This window comes from Ruegeria sp. BE10, from assembly GCF_056538905.1.
Genome location: NZ_JBQFTX010000006.1, coordinates 67,768 through 91,950, shown reverse-complemented (window position 1 = coordinate 91,950; position 24,183 = coordinate 67,768). Strand labels below are relative to the sequence as shown.

General features: G+C 59.7%; 28 protein-coding genes. 8 read left to right on the top strand and 20 right to left on the bottom strand.

Annotated features, from left to right (window positions below; genetic code table 11):
* Positions 1 to 55 precede the first annotated feature (55 nt).
* Positions 56 to 922, top strand: a complete 867-nt coding sequence (gene yddG, locus ACR0M2_RS14420; RefSeq protein ID WP_480705680.1) for an aromatic amino acid exporter YddG — start codon at positions 56 to 58, stop codon at positions 920 to 922.
* Here the strand turns inward: yddG and ACR0M2_RS14415 are convergent.
* The 3 genes from ACR0M2_RS14415 to ACR0M2_RS14405 all read right to left on the bottom strand — a co-directional run bounded on the left by ACR0M2_RS14415 (position 919) and on the right by ACR0M2_RS14405 (position 2,190).
* Entirely contained in the window at positions 919 to 1,083 is a 165-nt protein-coding gene (locus ACR0M2_RS14415) for a YdcH family protein (protein WP_170350663.1), read from the bottom strand. The two genes, yddG and ACR0M2_RS14415, sit on opposite strands and share 4 nt — an antisense overlap.
* Before the next feature lie 121 nt (positions 1,084 to 1,204).
* The gene (locus ACR0M2_RS14410) at positions 1,205 to 1,978 is read right to left on the bottom strand and encodes a tRNA1(Val) (adenine(37)-N6)-methyltransferase (protein ID WP_170377791.1); all 774 of its coding nucleotides are present in this window, start codon (positions 1,976 to 1,978) and stop codon (positions 1,205 to 1,207) included.
* Entirely contained in the window at positions 1,975 to 2,190 is a 216-nt protein-coding gene (locus ACR0M2_RS14405; protein WP_037316655.1) for a putative signal transducing protein, read from the bottom strand. Before ACR0M2_RS14405 ends, ACR0M2_RS14410 begins: the two co-directional genes overlap by 4 nt.
* Positions 2,191 to 2,246: 56 nt before the next feature.
* Here ACR0M2_RS14405 and ACR0M2_RS14400 point away from each other — a divergent pair, with 56 nt between their 5' ends.
* On the top strand, positions 2,247 to 3,245 hold the full coding sequence (locus tag ACR0M2_RS14400) for a polyprenyl synthetase family protein (protein WP_480705678.1): 999 nt from the start codon (positions 2,247 to 2,249) through the stop codon (positions 3,243 to 3,245).
* On the opposite strand, the gene ACR0M2_RS14395 is transcribed toward ACR0M2_RS14400, so the two are convergent.
* From ACR0M2_RS14395 to soxR, 4 genes are all read right to left on the bottom strand, one after another.
* Positions 3,238 to 4,059: a 4-(cytidine 5'-diphospho)-2-C-methyl-D-erythritol kinase gene (locus tag ACR0M2_RS14395; protein ID WP_480648117.1), complete on the bottom strand. Its 822-nt coding sequence runs from the start codon at positions 4,057 to 4,059 to the stop codon at positions 3,238 to 3,240. The genes ACR0M2_RS14400 and ACR0M2_RS14395 overlap by 8 nt on opposite strands.
* Positions 4,049 to 5,725, bottom strand: a complete 1,677-nt coding sequence (locus ACR0M2_RS14390; RefSeq protein ID WP_480705837.1) for a tetratricopeptide repeat protein — start codon at positions 5,723 to 5,725, stop codon at positions 4,049 to 4,051. Before ACR0M2_RS14390 ends, ACR0M2_RS14395 begins: the two co-directional genes overlap by 11 nt.
* A 131-nt stretch (positions 5,726 to 5,856) precedes the next feature.
* A complete protein-coding gene (locus ACR0M2_RS14385) occupies positions 5,857 to 7,503 on the bottom strand; it encodes an electron transfer flavoprotein-ubiquinone oxidoreductase (protein WP_480705676.1) in 1,647 nt (548 codons plus the stop codon).
* Positions 7,504 to 7,638: 135 nt separating this feature from the next.
* Positions 7,639 to 8,094, bottom strand: a complete 456-nt coding sequence (gene soxR, locus ACR0M2_RS14380; RefSeq protein WP_480689586.1) for a redox-sensitive transcriptional activator SoxR — start codon at positions 8,092 to 8,094, stop codon at positions 7,639 to 7,641.
* Positions 8,095 to 8,178: 84 nt separating this feature from the next.
* Between soxR and ACR0M2_RS14375 the strand changes: the two genes are divergently transcribed.
* From ACR0M2_RS14375 to ACR0M2_RS14365, 3 genes are all read left to right on the top strand, one after another.
* A complete protein-coding gene (locus ACR0M2_RS14375; protein WP_170350675.1) occupies positions 8,179 to 8,559 on the top strand; it encodes a VOC family protein in 381 nt (126 codons plus the stop codon).
* A gap of 241 nt (positions 8,560 to 8,800) precedes the next feature.
* Positions 8,801 to 9,271 carry a transcription elongation factor GreA gene (gene greA, locus ACR0M2_RS14370; protein ID WP_480705674.1) on the top strand — a complete coding sequence of 157 codons (471 nt, stop codon included), beginning with the start codon at positions 8,801 to 8,803 and terminating at the stop codon, positions 9,269 to 9,271.
* Between the two features lie 14 nt (positions 9,272 to 9,285).
* A complete protein-coding gene (locus ACR0M2_RS14365) occupies positions 9,286 to 10,278 on the top strand; it encodes a hypothetical protein (protein WP_480705672.1) in 993 nt (330 codons plus the stop codon).
* On the opposite strand, the gene ACR0M2_RS14360 is transcribed toward ACR0M2_RS14365, so the two are convergent.
* Genes ACR0M2_RS14360 through ACR0M2_RS14340 form a run of 5 tightly spaced genes read right to left on the bottom strand, consistent with a single transcriptional unit; the run spans position 10,275 to position 14,896 of the window.
* Positions 10,275 to 12,350 (bottom strand): molybdenum cofactor synthesis domain-containing protein, encoded by a 2,076-nt coding sequence (locus ACR0M2_RS14360; RefSeq protein ID WP_480705671.1) that lies wholly within the window; start codon positions 12,348 to 12,350, stop codon positions 10,275 to 10,277. The two genes, ACR0M2_RS14365 and ACR0M2_RS14360, sit on opposite strands and share 4 nt — an antisense overlap.
* A complete protein-coding gene (gene mobB, locus ACR0M2_RS14355) occupies positions 12,347 to 12,838 on the bottom strand; it encodes a molybdopterin-guanine dinucleotide biosynthesis protein B (protein WP_480705669.1) in 492 nt (163 codons plus the stop codon). Before mobB ends, ACR0M2_RS14360 begins: the two co-directional genes overlap by 4 nt.
* Entirely contained in the window at positions 12,835 to 13,479 is a 645-nt protein-coding gene (gene mobA / locus ACR0M2_RS14350; RefSeq protein WP_480705667.1) for a molybdenum cofactor guanylyltransferase MobA, read from the bottom strand. Before mobA ends, mobB begins: the two co-directional genes overlap by 4 nt.
* Positions 13,476 to 14,012, bottom strand: coding sequence for a hypothetical protein (locus ACR0M2_RS14345; protein ID WP_480705665.1), 537 nt, complete (start codon positions 14,010 to 14,012; stop codon positions 13,476 to 13,478). Before ACR0M2_RS14345 ends, mobA begins: the two co-directional genes overlap by 4 nt.
* On the bottom strand, positions 14,009 to 14,896 hold the full coding sequence (locus ACR0M2_RS14340) for a formate dehydrogenase accessory sulfurtransferase FdhD (RefSeq protein ID WP_170397359.1): 888 nt from the start codon (positions 14,894 to 14,896) through the stop codon (positions 14,009 to 14,011). The genes ACR0M2_RS14345 and ACR0M2_RS14340 overlap by 4 nt, the downstream gene beginning before the upstream one ends.
* A gap of 49 nt (positions 14,897 to 14,945) precedes the next feature.
* Here ACR0M2_RS14340 and ACR0M2_RS14335 point away from each other — a divergent pair, with 49 nt between their 5' ends.
* Together ACR0M2_RS14335 and ACR0M2_RS14330 are read left to right on the top strand one after the other, a co-directional pair.
* Complete coding sequence (locus tag ACR0M2_RS14335) at positions 14,946 to 15,662, top strand: AzlC family ABC transporter permease (protein ID WP_170361335.1); 717 nt, start codon at positions 14,946 to 14,948, stop codon at positions 15,660 to 15,662.
* Positions 15,659 to 15,991 (top strand): AzlD domain-containing protein, encoded by a 333-nt coding sequence (locus tag ACR0M2_RS14330; protein WP_170397120.1) that lies wholly within the window; start codon positions 15,659 to 15,661, stop codon positions 15,989 to 15,991. Before ACR0M2_RS14335 ends, ACR0M2_RS14330 begins: the two co-directional genes overlap by 4 nt.
* Here the strand turns inward: ACR0M2_RS14330 and ACR0M2_RS14325 are convergent.
* From ACR0M2_RS14325 to ACR0M2_RS14295, 7 genes are all read right to left on the bottom strand, one after another.
* Entirely contained in the window at positions 15,980 to 16,612 is a 633-nt protein-coding gene (locus ACR0M2_RS14325; protein WP_170397118.1) for a hypothetical protein, read from the bottom strand. The two genes, ACR0M2_RS14330 and ACR0M2_RS14325, sit on opposite strands and share 12 nt — an antisense overlap.
* A gap of 18 nt (positions 16,613 to 16,630) precedes the next feature.
* Entirely contained in the window at positions 16,631 to 16,765 is a 135-nt protein-coding gene (locus ACR0M2_RS14320; RefSeq protein WP_058281864.1) for an aa3-type cytochrome c oxidase subunit IV, read from the bottom strand.
* A gap of 68 nt (positions 16,766 to 16,833) precedes the next feature.
* The gene (locus ACR0M2_RS14315; RefSeq protein WP_480705663.1) at positions 16,834 to 17,394 is read right to left on the bottom strand and encodes a hypothetical protein; all 561 of its coding nucleotides are present in this window, start codon (positions 17,392 to 17,394) and stop codon (positions 16,834 to 16,836) included.
* A complete protein-coding gene (locus tag ACR0M2_RS14310) occupies positions 17,381 to 19,219 on the bottom strand; it encodes a glycerophosphodiester phosphodiesterase (protein ID WP_480705661.1) in 1,839 nt (612 codons plus the stop codon). Before ACR0M2_RS14310 ends, ACR0M2_RS14315 begins: the two co-directional genes overlap by 14 nt.
* Positions 19,220 to 19,281: 62 nt before the next feature.
* Entirely contained in the window at positions 19,282 to 19,734 is a 453-nt protein-coding gene (locus ACR0M2_RS14305) for a DUF6173 family protein (RefSeq protein ID WP_170361323.1), read from the bottom strand.
* Between the two features lie 4 nt (positions 19,735 to 19,738).
* Positions 19,739 to 20,785 carry an MBL fold metallo-hydrolase gene (locus tag ACR0M2_RS14300; RefSeq protein WP_170551684.1) on the bottom strand — a complete coding sequence of 349 codons (1,047 nt, stop codon included), beginning with the start codon at positions 20,783 to 20,785 and terminating at the stop codon, positions 19,739 to 19,741.
* Entirely contained in the window at positions 20,785 to 22,488 is a 1,704-nt protein-coding gene (locus ACR0M2_RS14295) for an acyl-CoA dehydrogenase family protein (protein WP_480705659.1), read from the bottom strand. The genes ACR0M2_RS14300 and ACR0M2_RS14295 overlap by 1 nt, the downstream gene beginning before the upstream one ends.
* A 138-nt stretch (positions 22,489 to 22,626) precedes the next feature.
* On the opposite strand from ACR0M2_RS14295, the gene ACR0M2_RS14290 reads away from it, so the two are divergent.
* A complete protein-coding gene (locus ACR0M2_RS14290) occupies positions 22,627 to 23,577 on the top strand; it encodes an L-threonylcarbamoyladenylate synthase (RefSeq protein WP_480705657.1) in 951 nt (316 codons plus the stop codon).
* Here the strand turns inward: ACR0M2_RS14290 and ACR0M2_RS14285 are convergent, their stop codons facing one another.
* Complete coding sequence (locus tag ACR0M2_RS14285; RefSeq protein WP_170350691.1) at positions 23,578 to 24,132, bottom strand: YqgE/AlgH family protein; 555 nt, start codon at positions 24,130 to 24,132, stop codon at positions 23,578 to 23,580. It abuts the gene before it with no gap.
* Positions 24,133 to 24,183: the final 51 nt, after the last annotated feature.

Genomic DNA, 24,183 nt, shown 5'->3' with positions numbered 1-24,183 from the left:
ACTTCCCGGTGGTTGTATCCTTTCAAAGCAGATCGGTGAAAAAGGTCACGGCCCTATGACAAAATCTCAGGCAACAGCGATTGGGTTTGTGGCTGTGCTGCTGTGGTCTTTACTGGCGCTGTTCACAGTCGGCTCGACCCCAACCCCACCGCTTTTGCTGAACGCCATCTGTTTTTCTATCGGCGGCACGCTGGGCCTGATCTGGACATGGGCCAACGGCGGTTTGCCCCAATTACGGGCGGTGCCCTGGACAACATATCTGTTCGGTGCCACGGGCCTGTTCGGCTATCACGCGCTTTATTTTTCGGCCCTGCGCATGGCTCCGGCGGCCGAGGCCGGGTTGATTGCCTATCTCTGGCCCTTGCTGATCGTGCTGTTTTCCGGGCTATTGCCGGGTGAGCATCTGCGTATCGGTCATCTGTTTGGGGCCTGTCTGGGCTTTGCCGGAGCTGCGGTCATCATCGCAGGGGGCGGTAGCGCAGGGTTTCAGACCGCTCATCTACCGGGGTATGGGCTGGCGCTGCTGTGCGCGCTGACATGGTCGGGATATTCGGTCCTGTCGCGCCGTTTGGGGGACACTCCGACCAGTTCGGTCGCCGTGTTCTGCATCGCGGCGGCGATTGCCTCGGGCGCGCTGCATCTGGCCGTTGAAGAAACCATCTGGCCCGACAGCGCCTTTGGCTGGGCTTCGGTCGTGGCACTGGGTCTGGGGCCGGTGGGTCTAGCGTTTTATGTATGGGATATCGGGGTAAAGCAGGGTGACATACAAATCCTCGGTACTGCTTCTTACGCGGCACCGCTGTTGTCTACGCTGGCTTTGGTTGGGGCCGGGATCGCCGCCCCGTCCTGGGGTCTGGCGATCGCGGCCGTGTTGATCACTGGCGGCGCGGCCGTTGCCGCGCGGGCGAGCTTGCGTCGCTAGGCTGACAGGCGCTCGATCTCTTCTTTTAGCTTAAGCTTCTGCTTTTTGAGTTGTGCAATATGGAGATCGTCGATGCCAGGCGAGCGTTGGGCTTGTTCAACTTCAAGACCGAGTGTTTCGTGCTTTTTCTTCAGTTCGGTCAGGTGTGCGCTCACGCTCATGGCGATACTCCTCTGTTGGTGTCTGAGTTTCACGTAAGAAGTTGATCACATCGTTTCCACCCTGTCACGCTGCATACGCACAGATTCTGTAATAAATCCGACAAATTCGGCTGGTTACTGCCTATTGGCCGGACAATCCCGGCAGGGCGGCAGCATCGCGCAGCACCGCCGAAACCTGCGGTGTGTAGCTTTCACCGTCTTTTTCGTGGCGCGCGCCTGCATGCAAAATCAACGGCGCATGCAACCGAAACGCGGCCTTTCCGCCCTTTTTGGCGCGTAAAATCACTAATTCGGCAGCCCGACCCGCGCGTGCCGCCAAAGGCAACACCTCGACTGAGCCCAGGCGCCCCGTGCAGCACGCAAGCATATCTGGCAAACGGTCGGCCTTTTGGATCATGTGCAAATAGCCGCGCGGTGCGAGACGTTTGGCCGCAGTGTCGAACCAAACACCCAGTGGTGTGCCCTCACCCAGCGCGATTGCCCGTCCGTCATCCGCAGCGGCACTGTGCGCTCCGGCGCGGTAATAGGGCGGGTTGGCGATGACATGGTCAAACTGGCGCTGTTTCAGATCGGCAGGCAGGGCGGCAAGATCGGCCTCGACCACCTCGAACGACGCGGCGTTCTCGGCTGCGTTGCGACGGGCCAGCGCGGCATAGCTGGCCTGCAATTCCACCCCGACCCCTTGCAATCCCGGCACACGCGCCAGAAGGCACAGGATCGCGGCGCCTGCCCCGCAGCCCAGTTCCAGCACGGTGTGACCACGTGTCGCCGGAACCGAGGCAGCCAGCAAGACCGGGTCCACGCCCGCACGATATCCCGAACGCGGTTGCCACAGGCGCACACGGCCGTTCAAAAAATCGTTACATGTCAGATCATTATCCGGCAAATGGCTCATCGACCCAGCGGAATCTCATTATCGCGCATCACCCGTTCAGCCCGCGTCAGGTCATCAGCCCGCACCATCAGACGACGGGGGAAGATTCCGATGCCGCCTTCGAGGATGCTCATATTTACGTCCATCTGAAAGCAGTCTATATCCTCACCCTCAAGAAGGGCCGAAGCAAAGGCCAGGATCGTCGGATCGGTGCTGCGCAAAAGTTCTTTCATAGGGATGGATGTAAGGGCAAGGTAAGTCGAAAGTCGAGCCTTGTATCAGGAGTGTGATGGAAATCGACGCGATCACAAAACCGCATGAGCGGCTGGCCGACCTTCTGACCAGCGAAATGGCTGCGGTGAATGAGCTGATCCGCACGCGCATGGCCTCTGATCACGCGCCGCGCATCCCCGAAGTGACAGCACATCTGGTTGAGGCCGGTGGCAAACGTCTGCGTCCGATGCTGACCCTGGCGGCCGCACGTCTGTTCGGTTACGCGGGCGACCACCATGTGCGGCTGGCCGCGACGGTTGAGTTCATCCACACGGCGACCCTACTGCATGACGATGTGGTGGACGAAAGCGCCCAGCGGCGTGGTCGCCCAACGGCGAACCTGCTGTGGGACAACAAATCCAGCGTTCTGGTGGGCGATTACCTGTTCTCCCGCAGTTTCCAGTTGATGGTTGAGACCGGGTCACTGCGTGTTCTGGACATTCTGGCCAATGCCTCGGCCACCATTGCCGAAGGTGAAGTGTTGCAGATGACCGCGGCCACCGATCTGGGCACGGATGAGGCGATTTACCTGCAGGTTGTACGCGGCAAGACCGCCGCCCTGTTCTCGGCCGCGACCGAGGTTGGCGGTGTAATCGCCGGAGCGTCCGAGGAACAGGTCAAGGCGCTGTATGACTATGGCGATGCTTTGGGTATTGCCTTCCAAATCGCTGATGATCTTCTGGATTATCAAGGTGATAGCAAGGCCACCGGCAAAAATGTCGGCGACGATTTCCGCGAACGCAAGTTGACCTTGCCGGTGATCAAGGCCGTGGCGCAAGCCACCCCTGATGAACATGCCTTTTGGGAGCGCACGATTGGCCGGGGTCGTCAGGAAGAGGGTGACCTGGACCACGCGCTGAGCCTGATGGGAAAATACGGCACGCTCGACGCCACCCGGTCAGATGCGTTCGACTGGGCCGCCAAGGCCAAGGATGCGCTGGCGCCCCTGCCCGATCATGAGATTCGCACGCTGCTGCGTGATCTGGCCGACTACGTGGTTTCGCGCCTCAATTAAGCTGCACCGCACGGCACCACCAATCGGGATGGGCCGCGCCGATCTCGTACGCTGCGAAATGCGCGTCTTTCATTGTGGGATAGAGCGCGAAACAGGTCGAACCTGACCCCGACATGCGGGCCAACAGCGCCCGCGTAGTCAATCGCAGTGAATCCAGCGCAAACTCAATTTCGCGGGCGATGCCCATTGCGGGGATTTCCAGATCATTCCGCTGGTCACGCAACCATTCGGCGCAGGCCCCGGCATTCTCGAATTCCGGGATATCAATCGGCATGGGCAGGTTGTCCCGCCGGGCCAACGCCTGAAACACCGAAGATGTGGGCACCGGAATACCCGGGTTGACCAGAACTGCGGGCAAATTCGGAAGGGACACGGACGTTAGCCTATCGCCAATTCCCTGCATTCGTGTCGCTTGGGCGGCCATGCAAACAGGTACATCAGCACCCAGAGAAACAGGCAGGTCCTCTGGTATGTTGACCCCCTGACCAGACAACGCCCAAAGGGTCGCGGCGGCGTCAGACGAACCGCCGCCAATCCCGCCACCATGCGGCAGCACCTTGTTCAGATCGATATGGCCCGTCCACCCGGCGGCTTGGGCCGCTTTCCAGACCAGATTGCGACTGTCCGCAGGCACGCCTGCCGCGTGTTCTCCGGTGACTGAGATCGACAATTCAGGGTCTGGTGTAAACTGCAACCTGTCGCCCACATCAGCAAATACGACCAGCGAATCCAACAGGTGATATCCATCAACCCGCTGGCCGGTCACATGCAGAGTCAGGTTGATCTTGGCGGGCGCGAAGGCCTTAGTTGCCATTGGCGACCTTCAACGGTTCCGCCCCTTCTTCGGCCAGAACCTCGTCGAGGCCAATCTCCAGCTTGCGACGGATACGGTCGGGATCAGCCTCGGCATCCGTGTCTTCAGGATCAATGAAGGACAGGGCGCGTTTCCACTGGAACTCAGCCTCGCGCGCGCGGCCCACAGCCCAATAAACATCACCCAGATGATCGTTCACCACTGGATCAACCGCCATCAGCTCGACCGCGCGCTCCATATGTTCGACCGCCTCATCATAGCGGCCCAGACGGAACAGGACCCAGCCCAGACTGTCGACGATATAACCGCTGTCGGGGCGCGCCGCGACGGCGCGTTCGATCATGTTCAGCGCCTCGTCCAGTTTTTCGCGCCGTTCGACCAGGGAATATCCCAAATAGTTCAGCACCTGCGGCTGATCTGGGTTCAACTCTAGCGCGCGGCGGAAATCGGCCTCGGCCTGATCCCATTGTTTGAGCCGTTCGTGCGAGATGCCACGGGCATAGTGCAAAAACCAGTTCCCACCCTCGGTCAGTTCGATGGCACGATCATAAGACGCGACAGCGCTGGTGTATTCTTCTTGCTGGCGTTGCAGATCGGCCAGAGCTACATGAACGCTGGGCAGGTTTGGGTTCTGGCTGGCCAGGGTCTGCAACACCTCGGCAGCAGCATCCTTTTTGTCCGACCGGCTAAGCACCTCGGCCCGGCCAAGTTCAGCCGCGTGATAATCACTGCTGCTGGCGGGGACCTGACGATAGGCTTCCACGGCCAGATCATATTGCTCCAGCACGTCCAGCAATTCGGCACTCAGCAAGATCGCATCCACATGTCCGGGACGCAGGAACGCAGCCGTGCGCACATAAAGCAGGACATAGTTCTGCGCCGCCTCATTGCTCAGCGCTGCGCCGACGGAAAAGAAAACCTCGGCCATGCCATCTTGCGCGGATTGAACATGGGTGAACGGCAGGGTGTCACCATCTGACAGGCGCGCCACATAACCTTCGATCGACGGGTCGCTGCCGGCCGCAAATACCTCACCCAGAAATTGCTGTGCCTCTTCATTGCGGTCCAGTTGCGACAAAACCTCGGCCCGGGCCAAAGCGGCCCGTCGCGAAAAGCGGGCAACCGCACCGTTATGAGCCGTGAATACTTCTTCGGCTCCTTCAAAATCGCCAACCGAGGCCAGCGCCAGCGCCTTGTGGTACAGTGCAAAGTCGCGCAAGCCATCCTGCGTTGCGACCTCGTCAAACTGCTCCATCGCGCGGGTCATGGCCCCTTGGCCAATGTATGCCCATCCCTGTACCAAACCGTCGACCAAAGGCCCCACGCCTTGCGTTTCGAGATCACGGGCCAGCAATTCATCCAGTTTGCCGTCGGCCACCAGATTGGCGGTGATTACCATCCTTGCTGCCTGACTGGGCAGACCGGCGTCCTCAATCATCTGCGCAACAGGCAGCGCGCGTGCCACATCGCCCAGCGCCAGCCGTGCGACAACCACGCTTTCCAACAATGCTGCATTTTCAGGATCGGCTTTCAGGGCCTGCGCATAGTATTTTTCAGCGGCTGAATAGTCGTTCTGATAGATGGCCTGACGGCCAGCCAAATACGCACCGGACCCCGAATCCGCCACAGCTGGAAGCACAATCGACGAGGTGAAGAGCGCAGCCATTGCGGCGCGACGAACCAGAGAAATCACCAAAATCCTGCCTTGCTATTCTTGTCTGCGCAACAAGCTAGGGCTTTGGCTGGCAAGAGGCAATGGCAGAGCCTTCACGACCCTGCCAGTGCCCGGTTTTTTGCTTACATATTTGGATAGTTTGGCCCGTCGCCACCCTGCGGCGTGGTCCAGGTGATGTTCTTGCTGGGGTCCTTGATGTCGCAGGTCTTGCAGTGGACGCAGTTCTGGAAGTTGATCACGAAGCGCGGATTACCTTCATCCTCGACCATCTCATACACACCCGCCGGGCAATAGCGCTGCGCAGGTTCGTCGTATTTGGGCAGGTTGACTTTGACCGGGATGTCCGGGTCCGCCAGTTTCAGGTGGCAGGGCTGGCTTTCCTCGTGATTGGTCATCGCAAACGAGACGTTGGTTAGGCGGTCAAACGACAGCGTGCCATCGGGTTTGGGATAATCGATAGGCTTGTGTTTGCTGGCCTCTTCGGTCGAATCCGCGTCGTTCTTGCCATGGCCCACTGTGCCCAGCAGCGAAAAGCCCAACGTGTTGGTCCACATATCCAGACCGCCCAGCATCAGGCTGGCAGTCAGACCCCATTTCGACCAGATCGGCTTGACGTTTCGCACCTTTTTCAGATCGCTGCCGATCGGGCCATCGCGCACATCGGCTTCGTATTCGGTCAGCTCATCGCCCGATCGTTCGGCCTTGATGGCGTCAAAGGCAGCTTCAGCCGCGGCTTTGCCAGACAGCATCGCGTTGTGATTGCCCTTGATGCGCGGCACGTTGACCATGCCCGCCGAACAGCCCAACAGTGCAACCCCGGGCGCGACCAGTTTCGGCATCGACTGATAGCCGCCCTCGGTGATCGCACGGGCACCATAGGCCACGCGCTTGCCGCCCTTCAGCAGCTCGGCCACCATCGGGTGATGCTTGAAGCGCTGGAACTCCATATACGGGTACAAATGCGGGTTTTTATAGTTCAGATGGACCACAAACCCGACATAGACCTGATTGTTTTCAAGGTGATAGATAAAGGATCCGCCGCCCGCGTTGCTGCCCAGCGGCCAGCCCATCGTATGCGTGACGGTGCCTTCCTTGTGCTTGGCGGGGTCGATCTCCCAGATCTCTTTCATGCCGACGCCGTATTTTTGCACCTCTTTGCCAGCCTGCAGGTCGTATTTGGCGATGACCTCTTTGGACAGCGAGCCGCGCACGCCTTCGGACAGGAAAACGTACTTGCCGTGCAGTTCCATGCCGGGCTCAGTACCGGGGCCATACGAACCGTCGGGCTCAAGGCCAAAGACGCCGGCCACGACGCCTTTGACTTCACCATTGTCACCATAAACCAGCTCTGAACACGCCATGCCGGGGAATATTTCCACGCCCAGCTCTTCGGCCTGTTCCGCCATCCAGCGGCAGACATTCCCCATCGAGACGATGTAGTTGCCGTGGTTGTTCATCAGCGGCGGCATCGGGAAGTTGGGAATACGGATCTTACCCGCCTCGCCCAGCATGTAGAAATTGTCTTCGGTCACCGGCGTGTTCAACGGCGCGCCTTTTTCCTTCCAGTCGGGGATCAGCGCATCCAGACCACAGGGGTCCAATACCGCGCCCGACAGGATATGCGCGCCCACTTCCGAGCCTTTTTCCAGAACAACGACGTTCAGGTCCGCATCCAGCTGTTTCAGACGGATGGCTGCCGAAAGGCCCGCCGGGCCTGCGCCCACGATAACCACATCGTATTCCATCGCTTCGCGTTCAATCTCGGCCATCGCGGGCTCCTTAGCTAACTTTCCGAATTGGCGCTTTCTACATGCTGTCGGCGCAATATTGTTTCACGGCTGATTACATGGTTGCTAAGACCTTGGTCAATCAAAACACGGCGTAACATTGCTGCAATGCGGCAGTTATGTATCGGGAGAGTCCCCCATAAGGTACCTGGGACCGCTACCATGGCATTTGGCGCGGTCGTCCGGGTTGTAAAGGGCGCATTTCGGAAGGCTGAGGCAGCCACAGCCGATGCACCCATCCAGATTGTCGCGCAACCGCGTCAAGGTAGCGATTCGCTGATCCAGACGGTCACGCAGCCCGACACTGATTTTCTTCCAATCCTTGGGCGTTGGTGTGCGGTTGCCAGGCAAGTCGGACAAAACATCCTTGATCTCGGGCAACGTCAGGCCAAACTGCTGGGCGATCATGATGAAACTCAACCGCCGAATATCAGCGCGCTGATACCGCCGCTGCCCACCCGCATTGCGCCAGGGCGCGATCAGCCCCTGCGCCTCGTAGTACCGGATGGCCGACACAGCCAACCCCGTGCGCCGGGCCAATGCGCCAATTGCCAGCCCTTCGGAAACTGCCATTATCCTCATTTAATCCCTTGACCTAAAGTTAGGTTTAGAAATTACAGTGAGTCGTGACAAGCCTCAATTCGCAAAGGAGACCCCATGATGGCGACGCTTGAACACACCAACTTCACCGTTCGCGACCCGCAGGCTTCGGCCGCGTGGATGCACAAGGTGTTTGGTTGGAAAACCCGCTGGGAAGGCCCGGCCATTGCGGGCGGCTATACCGTGCATGTGGGCAGCGCGCATACCTATCTGGCGCTTTATGCGCCCAGCGATCCGCAGCCATCCGGCGAAAGCAGTTACGACATCATTGGAGGGCTGAACCACGTGGGTGTTTTGGTCGAAGATATCGACGCCACCGAGCAGCAAGTGATCAAAGCCGGCTTCACGCCCAAGTCACATGCGGATTATGAGCCCGGAAAACGGTTCTACTTTGACGACGACAATGGCATCGAATTCGAAGTGATTAGTTACAACTAGGGCGTTCCGGGAAACATCTTACAAACTCGTTATCGCCAATATCCCGAGAGCGCGAAGTGCGACAGGGTATTGGCGATTCAAACTTTTCCCGAACAACATAGGCCGTAATCCGCCCGCTGCGGGGCCAAGACCTCTTGCAATTCACGCCTCATTTGGGTCAGGTATTTGCCAACCCATCAATTCGCCCCGACGCTGGTTCCATGCGGCGGGGCGCATCAATTTATGCGTGGACGACAAGACCATGGAAAAAATTCCGATGACGCCTACGGGCAATGCCGCGCTTGCGGCAGAGCTGAAAAACCTGAAATCCGTTGAGCGCCCAGCTATCATCGAGGCCATTGCTACGGCCCGTGAATTGGGTGACCTGAAGGAAAACGCCGAATATCATTCGGCCCGCGAAAAACAGGGCTTTATCGAAGGCCGTATCAAAGAGCTGGAAGGCATCCTATCGCTGGCCGATGTGATCGACCCCGCCAAGCTGTCCGGTGCGATCAAATTCGGCGCCAAGGTCACGCTGGTCGATGAGGACACTGACGAGGAAAAGACCTGGCAGATCGTGGGTGAGTATGAGGCCAATATCGAAAACGGGCTGCTCAACATCAAATCCCCCATCGCCCGCGCCCTGATCGGCAAGGACGAAGGTGACAGTGTCGAAGTCCGCACCCCCGGAGGTGTGCGGTCTTACGAAGTCCTGAGTATCGAGTACGACTGACCGGAGCGTCCTTCATGTCCGAGCCCACGCCAGAGCAGGAAGCCGAGCGGCCAACGTCGTTGGGTATTTACGACAAGCCCTCGCGGCCGTCCGTGACCGAGATCGAGATTGCGGCCGTCGTGCTTAGCGTGATCTGGCTGGTGGTTTCGGTGGTGTTTCTGGTGCTGCCCGACGACGTCGAGGGCGGTGGGTTCGTGGTGACCTTGCTGGCGGTGTTCATGCCGGTAGCAATGATCTGGGTCGCGGCTACGGCGATGCGCGCCAGCCGCGTCATGCGCGAAGAAAGCGAACGTCTGCAGACCGCGATTGATGCGATCCGGCAGACTTATGTCCTCCAGCAACAGCGGGCCGCCATTTCCCACGAACCGGCCGTCAGCAAGAAGTTGGACGAAATCGCTGAATCCGCAAAAAAGACCGAAAGTACACTGGCCACGTTTTCGACCAAACGTAGCGAACCCGCACGGGCGGCAGCGTCAAACAGAACCGGCGACCAAACCTCGTTGGAGCTGGGTACGCAGGCCGAGGACATCGCGCCGCCACTCAGCACCGATATTTTCATCCGAGCGCTGAATTTCCCCGAAACGCAGGATGACGCCGAAGGGTTCGACGCCTTGCGTCTGGCGTTGAAGGACCGCAAGACCGCCCAACTGGTGCAAGCTTCGCAGGACGTTTTGACGCTGCTCAGCCAGGAAGGCATCTATATGGATGACCTGCGCCCCGACATGTCCCGCCCCGAGATCTGGCGGCAATTCGCGCAGGGTGCCCGTGGTCGCTCGGTGGCGGCTTTGGGCGGCATTCGGGATCGGTCGTCGCTTGCGCTGACGGCGGCGCGGATGAAGCAGGACCCGATATTTCGCGACGCCGCACATCATTTTCTGCGCCGCTTTGACCACATGATCGTGGCTTTTGAACCTGAGGCCAGCGATGCCGACCTGACCGCATTGGGTGAGACCCGAACGGCGCGAGCCTTCATGTTACTGGGGCGTGTGGCTGGAACCTTCGACTAAAGGCCGAAACTGCCGTAGGGGATAAACCGGACTAGATCGCCCGGTTTGATATGGCGCGCGCCGTCTTCGATTTCGACCAGTCCTTCGGCCCAGCTGAGCCCGCTGATCCGGCCCGATCCTTCCGAGGCAAACACCTCGACCCGGCCATCGCGCACTCGGGCGCGCAGATATTCGCGGCGGCCCGGTTTCTTGCGTTTTTCAAAGGCGGCGGGCAGATCGAACCCCTGTGGGTCCTGCCAGCCCTCACCCGCCATCAGACCCAAAGCCGGGCGCGCAAAGATCAGGGTGCAGACCTTAGCCGCAACCGGATTACCCGGCAGGCCAAAGACCGGTGTGCCTTTCCACAATCCCAGAGCCAGCGGCCGCCCCGGTTTGAGCGCAATCCTCCATTCCTGCATCGCCCCCGCCTCTCGCAACAGGGCCGAGACGTGATCCTCATCCCCGGCTGACGCGCCACCGCTGGTCAGGATTACATCCGCCTGTTCCGCCGCCGCATTCAGGCGATCGCGCAAATCTTCCCGGTCATCAGAAACCCGCCCCATATCCACCGGCTGAAACCCCATGCGGTCGATCAGTGACAACAGCATCGGGCGGTTGGCATCGAATATCTGGCCTGGCCCGGCCTTGTCTCCGGGTTCGATCAGTTCATCACCGGTCGACAGCACCGCCACACGCAGCGTATTGCGCACTGGAACTTTTGCAATTCCGGTAGCCGACAACAACGCCAGATCGGCGGGCGTCAACCTTCGCCCGGCAGACAGAACCAGATCGCCCGCGGTCACGTCCTCACCTGCACGGCGGGTGTTTGCACCCTGTTTCAGGGGGCCGTGAAAAGCGATGTGGCCATCTTGTACGGTCACGTCCTCTTCTAGAATGACCGTATCCACACCCGCAGGCAACGCCGCGCCGGTCAACACCCGCAGCGCATGGCCATGCGGCACCGTGCCATCAAACGGGATACCTGCAGCCGCGCGGCCCGGATGCAATGGCATCACCTGCGCACCCTCGGGCATCGCACCCGCAAATCCGTAGCCGTCAACGGCCGTATTCGGTTGCGGCGGGTTCGAGCGTTTAGCGATGATATCCTCTGCCAGAATGCGCCCCATAGCCTGCGGGAGCGCAATTGTTTCAACAGGCACAACTACCGTCAGCCGCTGGCGCAGCAGGGCCAGCGCGTTATCCACCGGCGTCCAACTCACCCCGGCAGGCAAAGCAAAGCAATCGTTGCGCAGGGGCGGTGGGGCAATATCCGGCTTGCGTTGTGACACTCCCAAAATCCAGCCTTCCTCTGCTGCGTTGACGTTCAGATGGTTCGCCAATTCCTCGGGTCGCATCCCGGCCAGTGACAGCGCGACCTGTTCCACCTGCCAGGCGTCCTTGATCCGGTCTTTCGGCCCGGCCCCCAGGGTAAGCGAGGGCCAGATTTCCACAAAGGCGACCGGGGTGTCCAGCGGCTCGAACGGCCAGACCGAGATTTGTCCGGTAAATGCGCGGCGCAGACGGGCCAGAACCGGCAGGCCAGTCATGACCTGACCACCCACAGCACCGGCCCCGCCCATTTGCCAACACGTAAAGCTGCCCTTGGTTTCGGGGTTCAGTTCGACGCAACGGCGTTCGGGAAATGGGTTGTGATAGTCCGCCTTGTTTTTGGGCAGACCGTCGATGCCACGTCGCAGGCCATTGAACCAGAACGGACCCTTGCCGCCAAAACGGCGGTTAATCTCTCCGGCCAGATCAAACCGGTTGTTGGCTTTTGGCGAATCCTCGATCCGGCTCTCGAACCAGTCCCACAACCGCAACGGATCATCCGATCCGGTCAGCGCACGGGCGAACCCTTTGGGATAGCCAAAGGGGAAATCGAACCCCAGAAACAGCCACCGTCCTGAGGCAATCTCATCCGCAATCAGGTCGTGCAGCCATTGCTCGGCAATCTTGCGGTTTCTAAGGTATGTCGGTTCTTCCGCCCTGCCCTTACGCACCACACAGGCCCAGATGGCATCCTTGCGTTCGGAAAGGCCGGTGTCATTGCCACCGGACCAATCGACCATGGCAAAACTATCGAAACCGGTCACAAACCAACCTCTTGCAGAATGAAATCGGCGATGACTGCGGTGTCATTCAGGTCAAAGACCGGCACAGCCACATCGAGCGGCGTGTCACTTGCGACGGCGCGGATCGTCGCGTTCTCAGGCGCTATCAACGGGTTCGCGGCCACGGCCCGATAGGCTTCGACCTTGGGGTGGGCCTCGCTTTTAAACCCCTCGATCAACACCAGATCGACTGGCGACAGTCGCTCTAGTAACTCATTCAATGGAGGCTCGGGCACGCCGCGCAGCTCTTGCATGATCGCGACGCGTTGACCCGAGGCCAGCAGAACCTCGGACGCGCCCGCAACGCGGTGACGATAGCTGTCAGTGCCCGGCTGATCGACATCGACATTGTGATGGGCGTGTTTCAGGGTCGAGACGGTAAAGCCGCGCCCGGTGATCTCAGTCACCAGCCGCTCCATCAACCCAGTCTTGCCCGCGTTTTTCCAGCCAGTGACGCCGTAAACCTTCATGCCTGCTCCAGCAGTCGTTCTGCCCGCGCCAGATCGTCGGGTGTGTTGACGTTGAAGAACGGATCAAAGGGATCGGCCGGAAACAGCGCCTCGCGCCCGTCATGTTTGTCGGTCCACAGCACGACCTTGCGCAGGCCGTCATTCAGCGCATCCCGCAGATCGTCGCGTAATGCCACGGGCCAGAGACCAAAGGTCGGGTGCCGATTGACCCGTTTTCCACCACCAGATTTCAACGCCTCATCCCCGGTGCGTGGCGTGGTAGCCAGCACCAGCGGAAGTGTTTGCCCCTGGGCAGCGTCGCTCAGCCGCATCACCAGATCGCGCGGGAAAAACGGAGTATCGGCGGCAGCGGTGACAATACAGTCAGCCCCTTGCGTGGCCGCCCAGTCGAGCCCTGCCAGAACACCCGCCAGAGGACCAGCGAACCCTTCGATCGTGTCGGGCAGAATAGGCAGGTTCAGATCAGCGAACCGTTCGGGATCACCATTGGCGTTTAGCGCAAGGCCATCCACTTGCGACGAAAGCCGGTCGATCACATGAGATAGCAGGCTTTGCCCGCCGATCTGCAACAGACCCTTGTCTCCGCCACCCATTCGGGTGGCGAGACCACCTGCGAGGATGATGCCAAGTGGGCGGATCATGCGGTGCCCTCGATCTCTGGCCACTTCTTGAATTTCGTGAACGGCTGCGCCGACGCAAGGCAGATGCCAGCCAAAAGAAGCAGTATCCAAATGCGCGGAGATGTTGACGTGGTTTCACCCAACCGAACACCAAGATTTACCGCGCCCAGAAAATAACCGAGAATCAAGGTAGGAAGCACGCCACACCAAAACAACAAGCGATAGCGCCGCGCAGCTTTTTGTACCGATGGCATCAATTTAAGCGACTGCGGAAGCCCATGCATCGCAATACGCTGAAGCGATGTGTTCTGAAGTCGGTAGTCAAGGCTGTTTTGCTGCCATCCAGGTCCCCAGAAAACCACCAAATCCAGCACCCCAACATATTTCCGGGCGCACCAGCCCAACTTACCCAGCACATTTTTACTATGCGCACAAATGCCTTCAACGACGGCTCGTTTGCTGCGGAAGTAGGTTACCAGCACCAAAACATAGAGTGGCAGAATGCTGACTGCTAAAACAAAAGTGACGAAAATCCAAAGTGTCTCTGATATCATCCCGCACTCTTCCTACGATGTTTCTTATCCTCAACCGCCACGCTTGCCGGATCCACATCACGCAGCAACCGGTCCTCGCCCGACAGACACACAAACCGCTGACCTCGCATGCGGCCGATCAGGGTCAGGCCGACTTCGCGGGCGATCTCGACACCCCAGGCGGTGAAACCGGATCGGGACGCCAGCACCGGTATACCCATCATCGCCGTCTTGATCACCATTTCGGATGTCAGACGGCCAGTGGTGTAGAGGATCTTGTCTTCCGCCGCCTCACCCTCGGACAGCATCCAGCCCGCGATCTTGTCGACAGCGTTGTGGCGGCCGACATCCTCCATGTAGACCAAAGGGCGGTTTTCAAGGCACAGAACCGTTCCGTGGATCGCCCCGGCCTCAAGATACAGCGACGGGGTTCGGTTGATCTTGGCCGCCAGCTCATACAGCCATGATGTCCGCACATGAACTTGCGGCAGGCGCACATCCTCGAGCCCCTCCATCATGTCGCCGAACACGGTGCCGACTGCGCAACCGCTGGTGCGGGTCTTTTTCTTCAGCTTGTCCTCGTAGGACGTCTCGCGCGCGGTGCGGACGATCACGGTTTCCAGATCGTCGTCATAATCGACCCGCGTGATCTGATCATCATCCAGCAACATGCCCTGATTGCGCAGGAACCCCAGCGCCAGATATTCCGGATAGTCGCCTATGGTCATTGCGGTCACGATTTCCTGGGAATTCAGGAAAATCGTCAAAGGGCGCTCTTCGACAACCGAGATCTGGCTGACCTCTCCATTCTGGTCCACGCCCTCGACCGCGCGGGTCAGGCGGGCCGCGCCGGGATCGGGGGCGATGATGTAGTCCGAGACATCCAGTTCCTTGGCCAATTGCAACCCTTTCCCAAGACCGCTACTGCTGCGGCTATCACCATAGGATTTAGCCATGGCAGACACCACATCCAAGTCATACTATTGGAAGGGTTTTCGCGACGGGACCCCGTTCATTTTCGTCGCCATACCTTTCGGCACCTTGTTCGGGGTATTCGCCACCGAAACCGGGCTGACCATCATTCAGACGATGGCGTTCACGGCAACGGTTTTCGCCGGGGCCGCGCAATTCGCGGCCTTGCAACTGCTGCAAGACAATGCGCCAACCCTGATTATCCTGGCTTCGGCGCTGGCTGTGAACCTGCGGATGGCGATGTATTCAGCCTCGCTGACGCCGTATCTGGGGGCCGCGCCACTATGGCAACGCGCCATTGGCGCATATCTGGTCGTGGACCAGTCCTACGCCAGCTGCATGGTCCGGTTCGAAAAAGAGCCCAACATGACCGTACCTCAACGCATGGCCTATTTCTTTGGCTCGGTCTCACCGATCACACCTTTGTGGATACTGTCCACTTATCTGGGGGCAGTGTTGGGCACGCGAATACCCGAAAGCTGGGCGCTGGATTTCGCCTTGCCGATTACCTTTCTGGCCATGATCGGACCGATGATGCGCACACTGCCGCATGTTGTGGCCGCTTTGGTCGCCATCACAGTCTCGCTGCTGACAGTAGCGGTGCCGTATAATCTGGGCCTGCTGGTGGCAGGGTGCACCGGTATGATGGCCGGGGCACAGGCGGAGTTGTGGCTCGAACGCAGAAAGGTCACGTCATGAACGCGGTCGATCCGGTTACCATGTGGATCATCATTGTCGGGCTGGCACTGGGCAGCTACGGCCTGCGGTTCGTGTTCCTCGGCCTGGTCGGGGATCGCCCGATGCCACCCTGGCTGCTGCGTCATTTACGCTATACTGCCGTGGCAATTTTGCCGGCGCTGATCGCGCCGCTGGTGGTATGGCCGACCGCAACCGGCGGCCAGCCGGACATCCCGCGCATGGCGGCAGCCGCTGTCGCGCTGATGGCCGGGTTGATTACGAAAAACGTGCTTGCCGCGATCTTTTCCGGGGCCGCGACCCTCTACGCGCTGCTGTACCTAGTGGGCTAGCGCACCGCTCTGCTGGTTCAGAAGGGCATTGTTCGCCGCCAGACCCTTTTGCAGATCGGCATCGTCATTTTCGCGATACTCGGTGGTGGACACCCCCGGTATCTGGCCGAATTGCTCGGACAGTTTGACCGGATAGAACGTGGTTCCGATCTGTTCGAACCCTGGCACCTGCTGCAACAATCGAGAGGTAGAGTTGGCGCAGTATGCACTGGATACCGGCCCCATCTGCTTGGCCAGCTGCAGGGCGATTTCCGCCTGTTGTGGGGTGACCTCGATGGTTTGGATACGCGCAAAATGCGTTTCGCGCGCGTGGCTGCTGCGATAGGCGCGCTCGACATTCGGAGTGATGCCGTACAGCACGTCGTTCTTGATCGGCACAACATCCGCACGGAATGAACCTGCGGGGTCAAAAATCACCCGCTCACTACCACTGATCATCAACGAGGTATGCGCCCCCGAACCGGTTCGGGTGCTGATCATTGTATAAAGCGTCAGCGTCGACGGACCCGGATCACGGTAAGACCGTGCCACGACTTCTGACTGATCTGCCTGAGGGCGCTGCGACCCGGTGCAGCCTGCAACAGTTGCCGCCAGAAGGCAGGCAAACAAAATCCTGATCACGGTCGACCCCGGTTTGGATTACGCGGCGAAGACCGCCAGGAACAGGCAAAGGAAAGCAATCGCAACCACGCACCATGTGGTGGCCTTGATGAAACCGTTGAAGGTTTTGGTTTGGACGGTGATGTCCATTTCGCCGTGCTTGTATTCAGCCATGACTCAGAGATTCCTAATTCGCGTGTTTGAGATGTTGGATAATCGAAAAATCGAGGCCTGTCACCACGTCATTCGCGCGCAGGGGTCACGGATTGAAACACGGAACATCCCGGATAACCAAACCCCCACCGCCAGGGCAGGCCGGAACAGGGCCCGCCGCCCAAACGCACGGCGGTATACATCGCCTCTGCCGTAAAGAAGTGTGCCGTACGAATCTGGTCGGGGGTCATGTCATAGCGTTGGGCAAAATCCTCGGCATGGTCATCGCCGTGCTGTTTGACGCAGGCGCGCAGCGTGTCATCCGCCGACTGGCGCGCGTCAAAGCTTTGCTCGGCGTTCGATGCGCCACCAGCGTTGTGGTAGGCGCGGTCATGGGTCACGCAGCAATATTCCCACGGCGGGTGCGCCTCGTATAGCGCGCTGAATTTGGGGAAGGTTTCAGCCACAAAGCGCCAACTGGCCGACAAACCGCCGGAACAGCCATCTGTTTCAAAGGGAATGGGCTCGGCATCCCCACGTTGCGCGATCAGCGCGCGGTGGGCTGGCATTTCGATGTTTCGCATGAATTCCTGTGCCGTTGCCGGGGCGGCCATTACTGCTAGCAAGGCCGCCAGCTTATGGGCTTTCATCGCGCATCGCCTCTGTGTCGATGGACATGCCAAAGGTGGTCGCCATCCACAACAACAACCGCTCGGCCGGGCCTATTTCGGCCCGCACCCGCAGTACCTCGTTGGCCATTGCAGGACGGTCGGTAATCAGCCCATCCACCCCCATCGAGGCCATGGCCGACATCTGCAACGGATCATTCACTGTCCAGACATAAATATCCTTGCCCGCCTCATGGACCGAGCGCACCAGACCCGGCGTCGCCATCGCGGCGTTGACGGCAAGGAAATCGCCCTCAAGCCCTGTCAGGTCACCCACCGCCGTTGCCGCCAGAACGCCAGCCCGCCAATCGGGGCGGATGGACTTCATCTTTTGCACGGCGGGGTATTTCAGCGACATGGTGGCAATGTCGTCCTGCATCCCCAACTCTTCGACAAGGGCCACCACGCGGTTTTCCAGATCGACGTCATGGCCGTAGTATTTCAGCTCGATAATGACCTTGGCTTTACCTTTTGCGGCCTCAAGCACCTCACGCAGAGTCGGGGTGCGTTCATCGGCGTATTCGGGACCAAACCAGCTGCCGATGTCGATCTGGGCAACATCCTCCATCGTCGCATCCCAGACCTTAAGATTCACGCCCGCAAGTTTCATGAAATCGCTATCATGGGCGACGATCACCACGTCATCCGCCGTTTCCTGCACATCGATTTCAACCCAGTCCGCACCGTCTTCGATGGCCTTGAGCACTGCGGCCATGGTGTTTTCCGGGCGCACCGCCGCCGCGCCGCGATGACCGATGACCTCGGCCCGGTCGGGAGCTTGCACACGTTCCAGCAAATGCTGACCAAACCACAACCCGATCAACACAGCCACCACGGCTGCGCCGACGGTTGCCAACAGCGGAATACGCAGACTGCCGGGTTCGGGATGCAAAGGCTCGTCTGTCTTGATCTCAAAAAAACCATCCAGCAACACTGCCAACGCGCCCAGCGCGGTCGCCGCCAGCACCAATCCGGCCAATGACCAAACCCCCGCCACCAACAGGCTGTAAAGCAAGGCCAGACGCAGATGGCTGGCGCCCTGCAGGGGAACGATGGCGAACAGGATACCCGCGACCCAGGCAATCAGCGCGGCGATGATCAGACGCAGGATCAGCCATATCGCCAGCTCGATCTTGAGGCGCCCACGTTTGCCCTCCATTCGGCTGGTGCTGATGTTAAAGGCATGCCCAGGGTGGACATTTTCGAACAGCACCAGATGCAGCGACAGCGCCCAAGCCGAGAGCCTGCGGATCAACACCCAGGCCATGACCAGAACTACCGCTCCGATCAATACCACCGCGACCCAGAACGAAGGCGGATGGAAGGTCAGGTAATAGTTGATGTCATATTCGGTCAGCGTCCACCACGCGATCAGTGCTGCAACCACAGCAAAAGGCAGCACCAGCAGCAGAACGCGCAGCACGAAGCGCACGGCAAATCCAAATAGTGCCGGAAGGCGCGACAGGATCAGGCCGATGGCGGAACTGCCCGCGCGCCATGGATCGGCTTCGCCCATCCGCAACGATGCGGCCATGACCGAAAAAACAAACACTTCGGCCAGAAGAAACAGGCTCAGCACAGCAACAGCAGCGATGAAACCGGCGGGTGACAGGATAAAGGCGGCGATGGCCTGATCCGTCAGCGCGGTTTGATTCGACAGCGACACGGCAAGGTTTACGGTGATCGCCACGCCCGGTGCAATCAATGCCACCAGCAGCAGGCGCACGGCGATGTAGATCGGCACGAACACGCGACGGCGCGCCCAGGCGCGCCTGTAGGCGGTTGTAACGTCTGAGAAACTGGTCACGTGGCCCCCTTGAAAGTTGCACTCATTCAAGGCTGCGCAGACGTGAATTGCAAGTCAGGCAATCAGCTTTCTTCCAGATCCTTGGCCAACCGGAATCCAATGCGATTGGCGGGCTTGTCCTCGACCGACTTGGGCAGGGCCCGCAGCATCACATTCAGTTGGCTGACATGCTGCACCAGCTGGGTTCGCGCACCGGTCGCGTCCGAGCCGTAAAAAGTGATGATATCGGGATCGAAATAGCCCATGCCCTCGATCCGCATCACACCCGCATCGCCACCGGTAAAGCCCATGGCGACCTCTTGATCACCGGTCAGCGTTTGTTCGAAATTCTGGATATACAAGATCAGCCGCTCATAAGCCCATTGCGCCGGGCTTTTGGTCTCGACCGGTTTTTGCAGCTGTCCGGGCAGATCCTTGGCACCGGATTTCGCGTCCGGGTTGGCGTGGACCTCATAGCAACGGGGCAAAGCTGCCGCTTCTGCTGCCTCGGCTGATGTTTTGATCTGGTCCTGCATGGCTTTACCCTTTGCGCTGAAACTCCCACGCCCCGTCAGCGCGGCGCGTCCGGTTGACAGTTCCAATGTGGTAAAGATGGTTCAGATGTGCAACCGCTTCGACCAAAGCCAGCCCGTACTCGCCTTCTTTGATCTGGCGCTTGAATAGAGGCATGAAACAATCGGCCGCGGTTTTGGGTTGGTCCAGATAGTCCTGCAACCGGTCCAGCGCGCCGTGGTGGTTGTCGATCAATTGCTTCATGCGCAGCGGCAAGCCGGTAAAAGGCAGCTTGTGCCCACCCAGCGCCAGATGATCAGGCCGCGCCAAGCCTTGCAGACGCTCACATGCCTCCAGCCACTCGGCCACGGGATCAGCCAAAGGTTCGGTGACATAGACGCCCAGATTGGGGCTGATCGAGCTGAGGATCTGATCCCCGGTGATCACCAGATTGTCATCGCGGCTCCAGAACGTGGCGTGTTCAGGGGCGTGCCCGTTGCCCATATGAACGTCCCAGTCACGGCCACCCATGCGGATGACGCTGCCCTGCTTGATCCGGGTAAAGCCCAGAGGCATTGGATAGACCGTGTCACAATAGTTGAACGGACGCTCGGTCATCCGTTTGGCCAGAACACCCGCGTCCATGCCCGCGCTGCGGTAATAATCCAACGTTTCCTGCGGCCAGCTTTCCTGCACATCCAGCTGCAGCATGCGCGAGAAAAGCCATGCGGTACGCGAAGCCACCAGTTCTACGCCGTGTTCCGATTGAAACCAGCCTGCATTGCCCACGTGGTCGGGATGGTGATGGGTCACGACCACCCGGTTGATCGGCTTGCCGCCCAGCGGACCCCCCATTAGGGTTTCCCAGATGCGACGGGTCTTGTTCGAAGACATGCCCGTGTCGATCACTGTCCATCCATCGCCATCGTCCAGCGCATAAATGTTGACGTGATCCAGCGCCATTGGCAGCGGCAGGCGCATCCACAGCACCCCTTCAGCAACCTCGATCGCCTCGCCCTGCGCCGGAGGCTCAGGCCAAGGATAGCGGATTGCCAAAGGTGTATCCCCGTCCATTACACCGCCAGCTCCTCAGGGGTGAGCGCATAGATGTCCTCGGCCCCGTTCTGCGCCTGCGTCAGCAGACCGGCATATTCCGGCAGCAATGCGTTGATGTAGTACCGCGCCAGTTTCAGGCGCGGACCTTCGGGGTCAGCCAGCGCCGCCTTCAGGTGGTAATGCGCGCCCAAAACGCGGGCGAAGGCGTACAGATAAGGCACAGCTCCGGCAAACCGAGCGTTCAAGTCCGATTGCGCCACGATCCACTCGGTGGCTTCGCGCAGGCTTTCGGTCGCCTCCCATACGGGACCCGCCAGACCCGGCAGGCTGGCGCGGGCCTGTTCGGCGTGATCCTCGATCTCGTCCAACAAGCGCGAGGCTGCTTCGCCCCCATCCATCATCTTGCGCGCCACAAGGTCCATGGCCTGAATGCCGTTGGTGCCCTCATAAATCGCGGTGACGCGGACGTCGCGGTAATATTGGGCTGCGCCCGTTTCCTCGATGAACCCCATACCGCCGTGAACCTGCACACCGGTTTCCGAGACGCGCATGCCTGTTTCAGTTCCGAAGGCCTTGCAGATCGGGGTCAGCAGCGCGGCGCGTGCGGACCATTCGGCGTCACCGGTGGCCGTGGCCATATCGATAGCAGCCGCATTGGCCAGCATGATGGCGCGCGCGGCAAAGGTATCGGCGCGCATGCTCATCAGCATCCGGCGCACGTCCGCATGGTCGATGATGGTGCCCGAGGACGTCTTGCCCTGCTTGCGGTCCAGCGCATAGGCCAGCGCGTGCTGGTAGGCACCCTCGGCAGCCCCAACACCCTGACCACCAACACCCAGGCGGGCATTGTTCATCATGGTGAACATCGCAGCCATGCCGCCATGTTCCTTACCAACAAGCCAGCCCTTGGCCCCATCATATTGCATCACACAGGTCGGTGAGCCGTGCAGGCCCATCTTATGTTCCAGCGACACCACTTTCAGATCGTTGGCCACACCGGGATTGCCGTTTTCATCGGGCAGGTACTTGGGCACCAAAAAGAGCGAAATCCCCTTGGTTCCAGGCACACCATCCGGCAGACGCGCCAGCACCAGATGGCATACATTCTCGGTAAAGTCGTTGTCACCCCAAGAGATAAAGATCTTCTGACCCGAAACCGAATAGGTCCCGTCGCCGTTGGGCACTGCCTTGGAAGACAAAGCCCCCACATCCGATCCGGCCTGCGCTTCGGTCAGGTTCATGGTGCCCGACCATTCGCCCGTCATCATCTTGGGCAAGTACAGAGATTTCAGCTCGTCACTGGCGTGATGTTCCAGCGCTTCGATCTGGCCTTGCGTCATCAACGGTGCCAGTTGCAGCGACAAGCACGCGGCCGACATCATCTCATTTACAGCGGTGGTCAGGGCCATCGGCAGGCCCATACCACCGAATTCTGGATCGCCGCCCATCCCGATCCAACCGCCTTCGGCAATCGCTTTCCACCCATCTACGTAACCGGGCGATGTACGCAACACGCCATTTTCCAACCGCGATGGCTCCAGATCACCGGGGCGTTGCAGCGGGGCCATTACCTCTTCGCACATCTTGCCGGCCTCAGACAGGATCGCACCGACCACATCTTCGCTGGCTTCCGAAAACTTCTCGGTCGCCGCGATTTGATCGAATCCGACGACGTGGCGGAACAACAATTCATAGTCGGAAATGGGCGCGCGGTATGGCATGTCTTCCCCCGGGTCTGTTTGGGTCGGTTTTTGGCGGGTGGGGTTGGAAATTGCAATGCCCACCTTTATGCATCCTTGATTGGTCGGAAACGTAACTGGCCTTGTTCTGCAAGCAATCAAAACGCGGCGTCACATGAAATGAACCCTAACGGCACTTTGGATTTAGCCGCCGATCCGGGCGGAATCGCACAGGCAGCTGACTTGCTGCGGCAGGGCCTGCTGGTCGCCTTCGCCACTGAAACTGTCTATGGGTTGGGCGGCGATGCCCGCAATACCGAAGCCGTGGCCAGCATTTATGCCGCCAAGGGACGACCCAGCTTTAACCCTTTGATTGCGCATGTGGCCTCTGCCGAGGCAGCGCAGCGATATGTCGAATGGTCCGAGCGGGCCGAGACGCTGGCTGCCGCGTTCTGGCCCGGCCCCCTGACAATGGTTCTTCCTCTGCGCGAGGGGCACGGGATTTCACCGCTGGTCACAGCCGGGCTAGAGACGCTGGCGGTTCGGGTCCCAGCACATGGTACGGCCCGGGCGTTGCTGTCAGCCTTTGATGGGCCGGTGGCAGCGCCATCGGCCAACCCCTCGGGTCAGATCAGCCCTACGACTGCCGATCACGTGCGCGCGGGTCTGAATGGGCGTATCGCGGCCATACTGGATGACGGCCCCTGCGGTGTTGGTCTGGAATCCACCATTGTTGGACTGGCCGGAGAGCCCGCATTGCTGCGCCCCGGCGGTGTGGCGCTGGAACAGATCGAAACCGTTTTGAATACACAACTGCACATGCATCAGGCCTCGGATGTACTGACCGCGCCGGGCCAGTTGCAATCGCACTACGCCCCCGACGCACCCGTACGCCTGAATGCGGCCGGCCCGCAGGGTGACGAGGTTTTGCTGGGGTTTGGCGCTGTTCCGTGTGATCTGAACCTGTCAGATAGCGGTGATTTGACCGAAGCCGCCGCAAACCTGTTCTCGGCCCTGCACAGGTTGAACACCACAGGCCGCCCGATTGCGGTGTCACCGATCCCCGATCATGGATTGGGTGCGGCTATCAATGACCGCCTGCGCCGCGCCGCCGCGCCGCGCGACAGCTGATCAGGCGCGCCCGGCGCTGGCCGACAGGGTCAGCGGGTCAACACCCAGCGTCGCCAGCGCAGCCTCCCACTTTTCATCATCGGGCACATCGAACACCAGTTTCGAGGTCGCCTCGGTGGTCAGCCAACCGTTCATGGCAATCTCATCCTCAAGCTGGTCGGGACCCCAACCGGAATATCCCAGCGCCAGCATCGAGTTCAAAGGCCCCCGCCCCGAGGCCAGATCCTCGAGCACATCCAGAGTCGCGGTCATGCTGAAATCATCCGAGATTTGCATGGAATGCAGGTTGGCATCGTAATCCGCACTGTGCAGGACAAATCCGCGCGACATCTCAACCGGGCCACCAAAATGAACCAGACGTTCGCCCACGACAGGGATGCTGCAGGCGATGTTCAACTGGCTGAGCAGGGTTTTGATCCGCAAATCCGACGGTTTGTTGACAATCAGGCCCATGGCCCCGTCCTCGCCATGGCTGCAGATATACACCACCGAGTGATCGAAACGTGGATCACCCATTCCAGGCATCGCGATCAACAGTTTTCCGGTCAGATCCATGGATTTAAAACTCTTGCTTCGTCTTCCTTCAACAATGGCCCCGGCACGTGG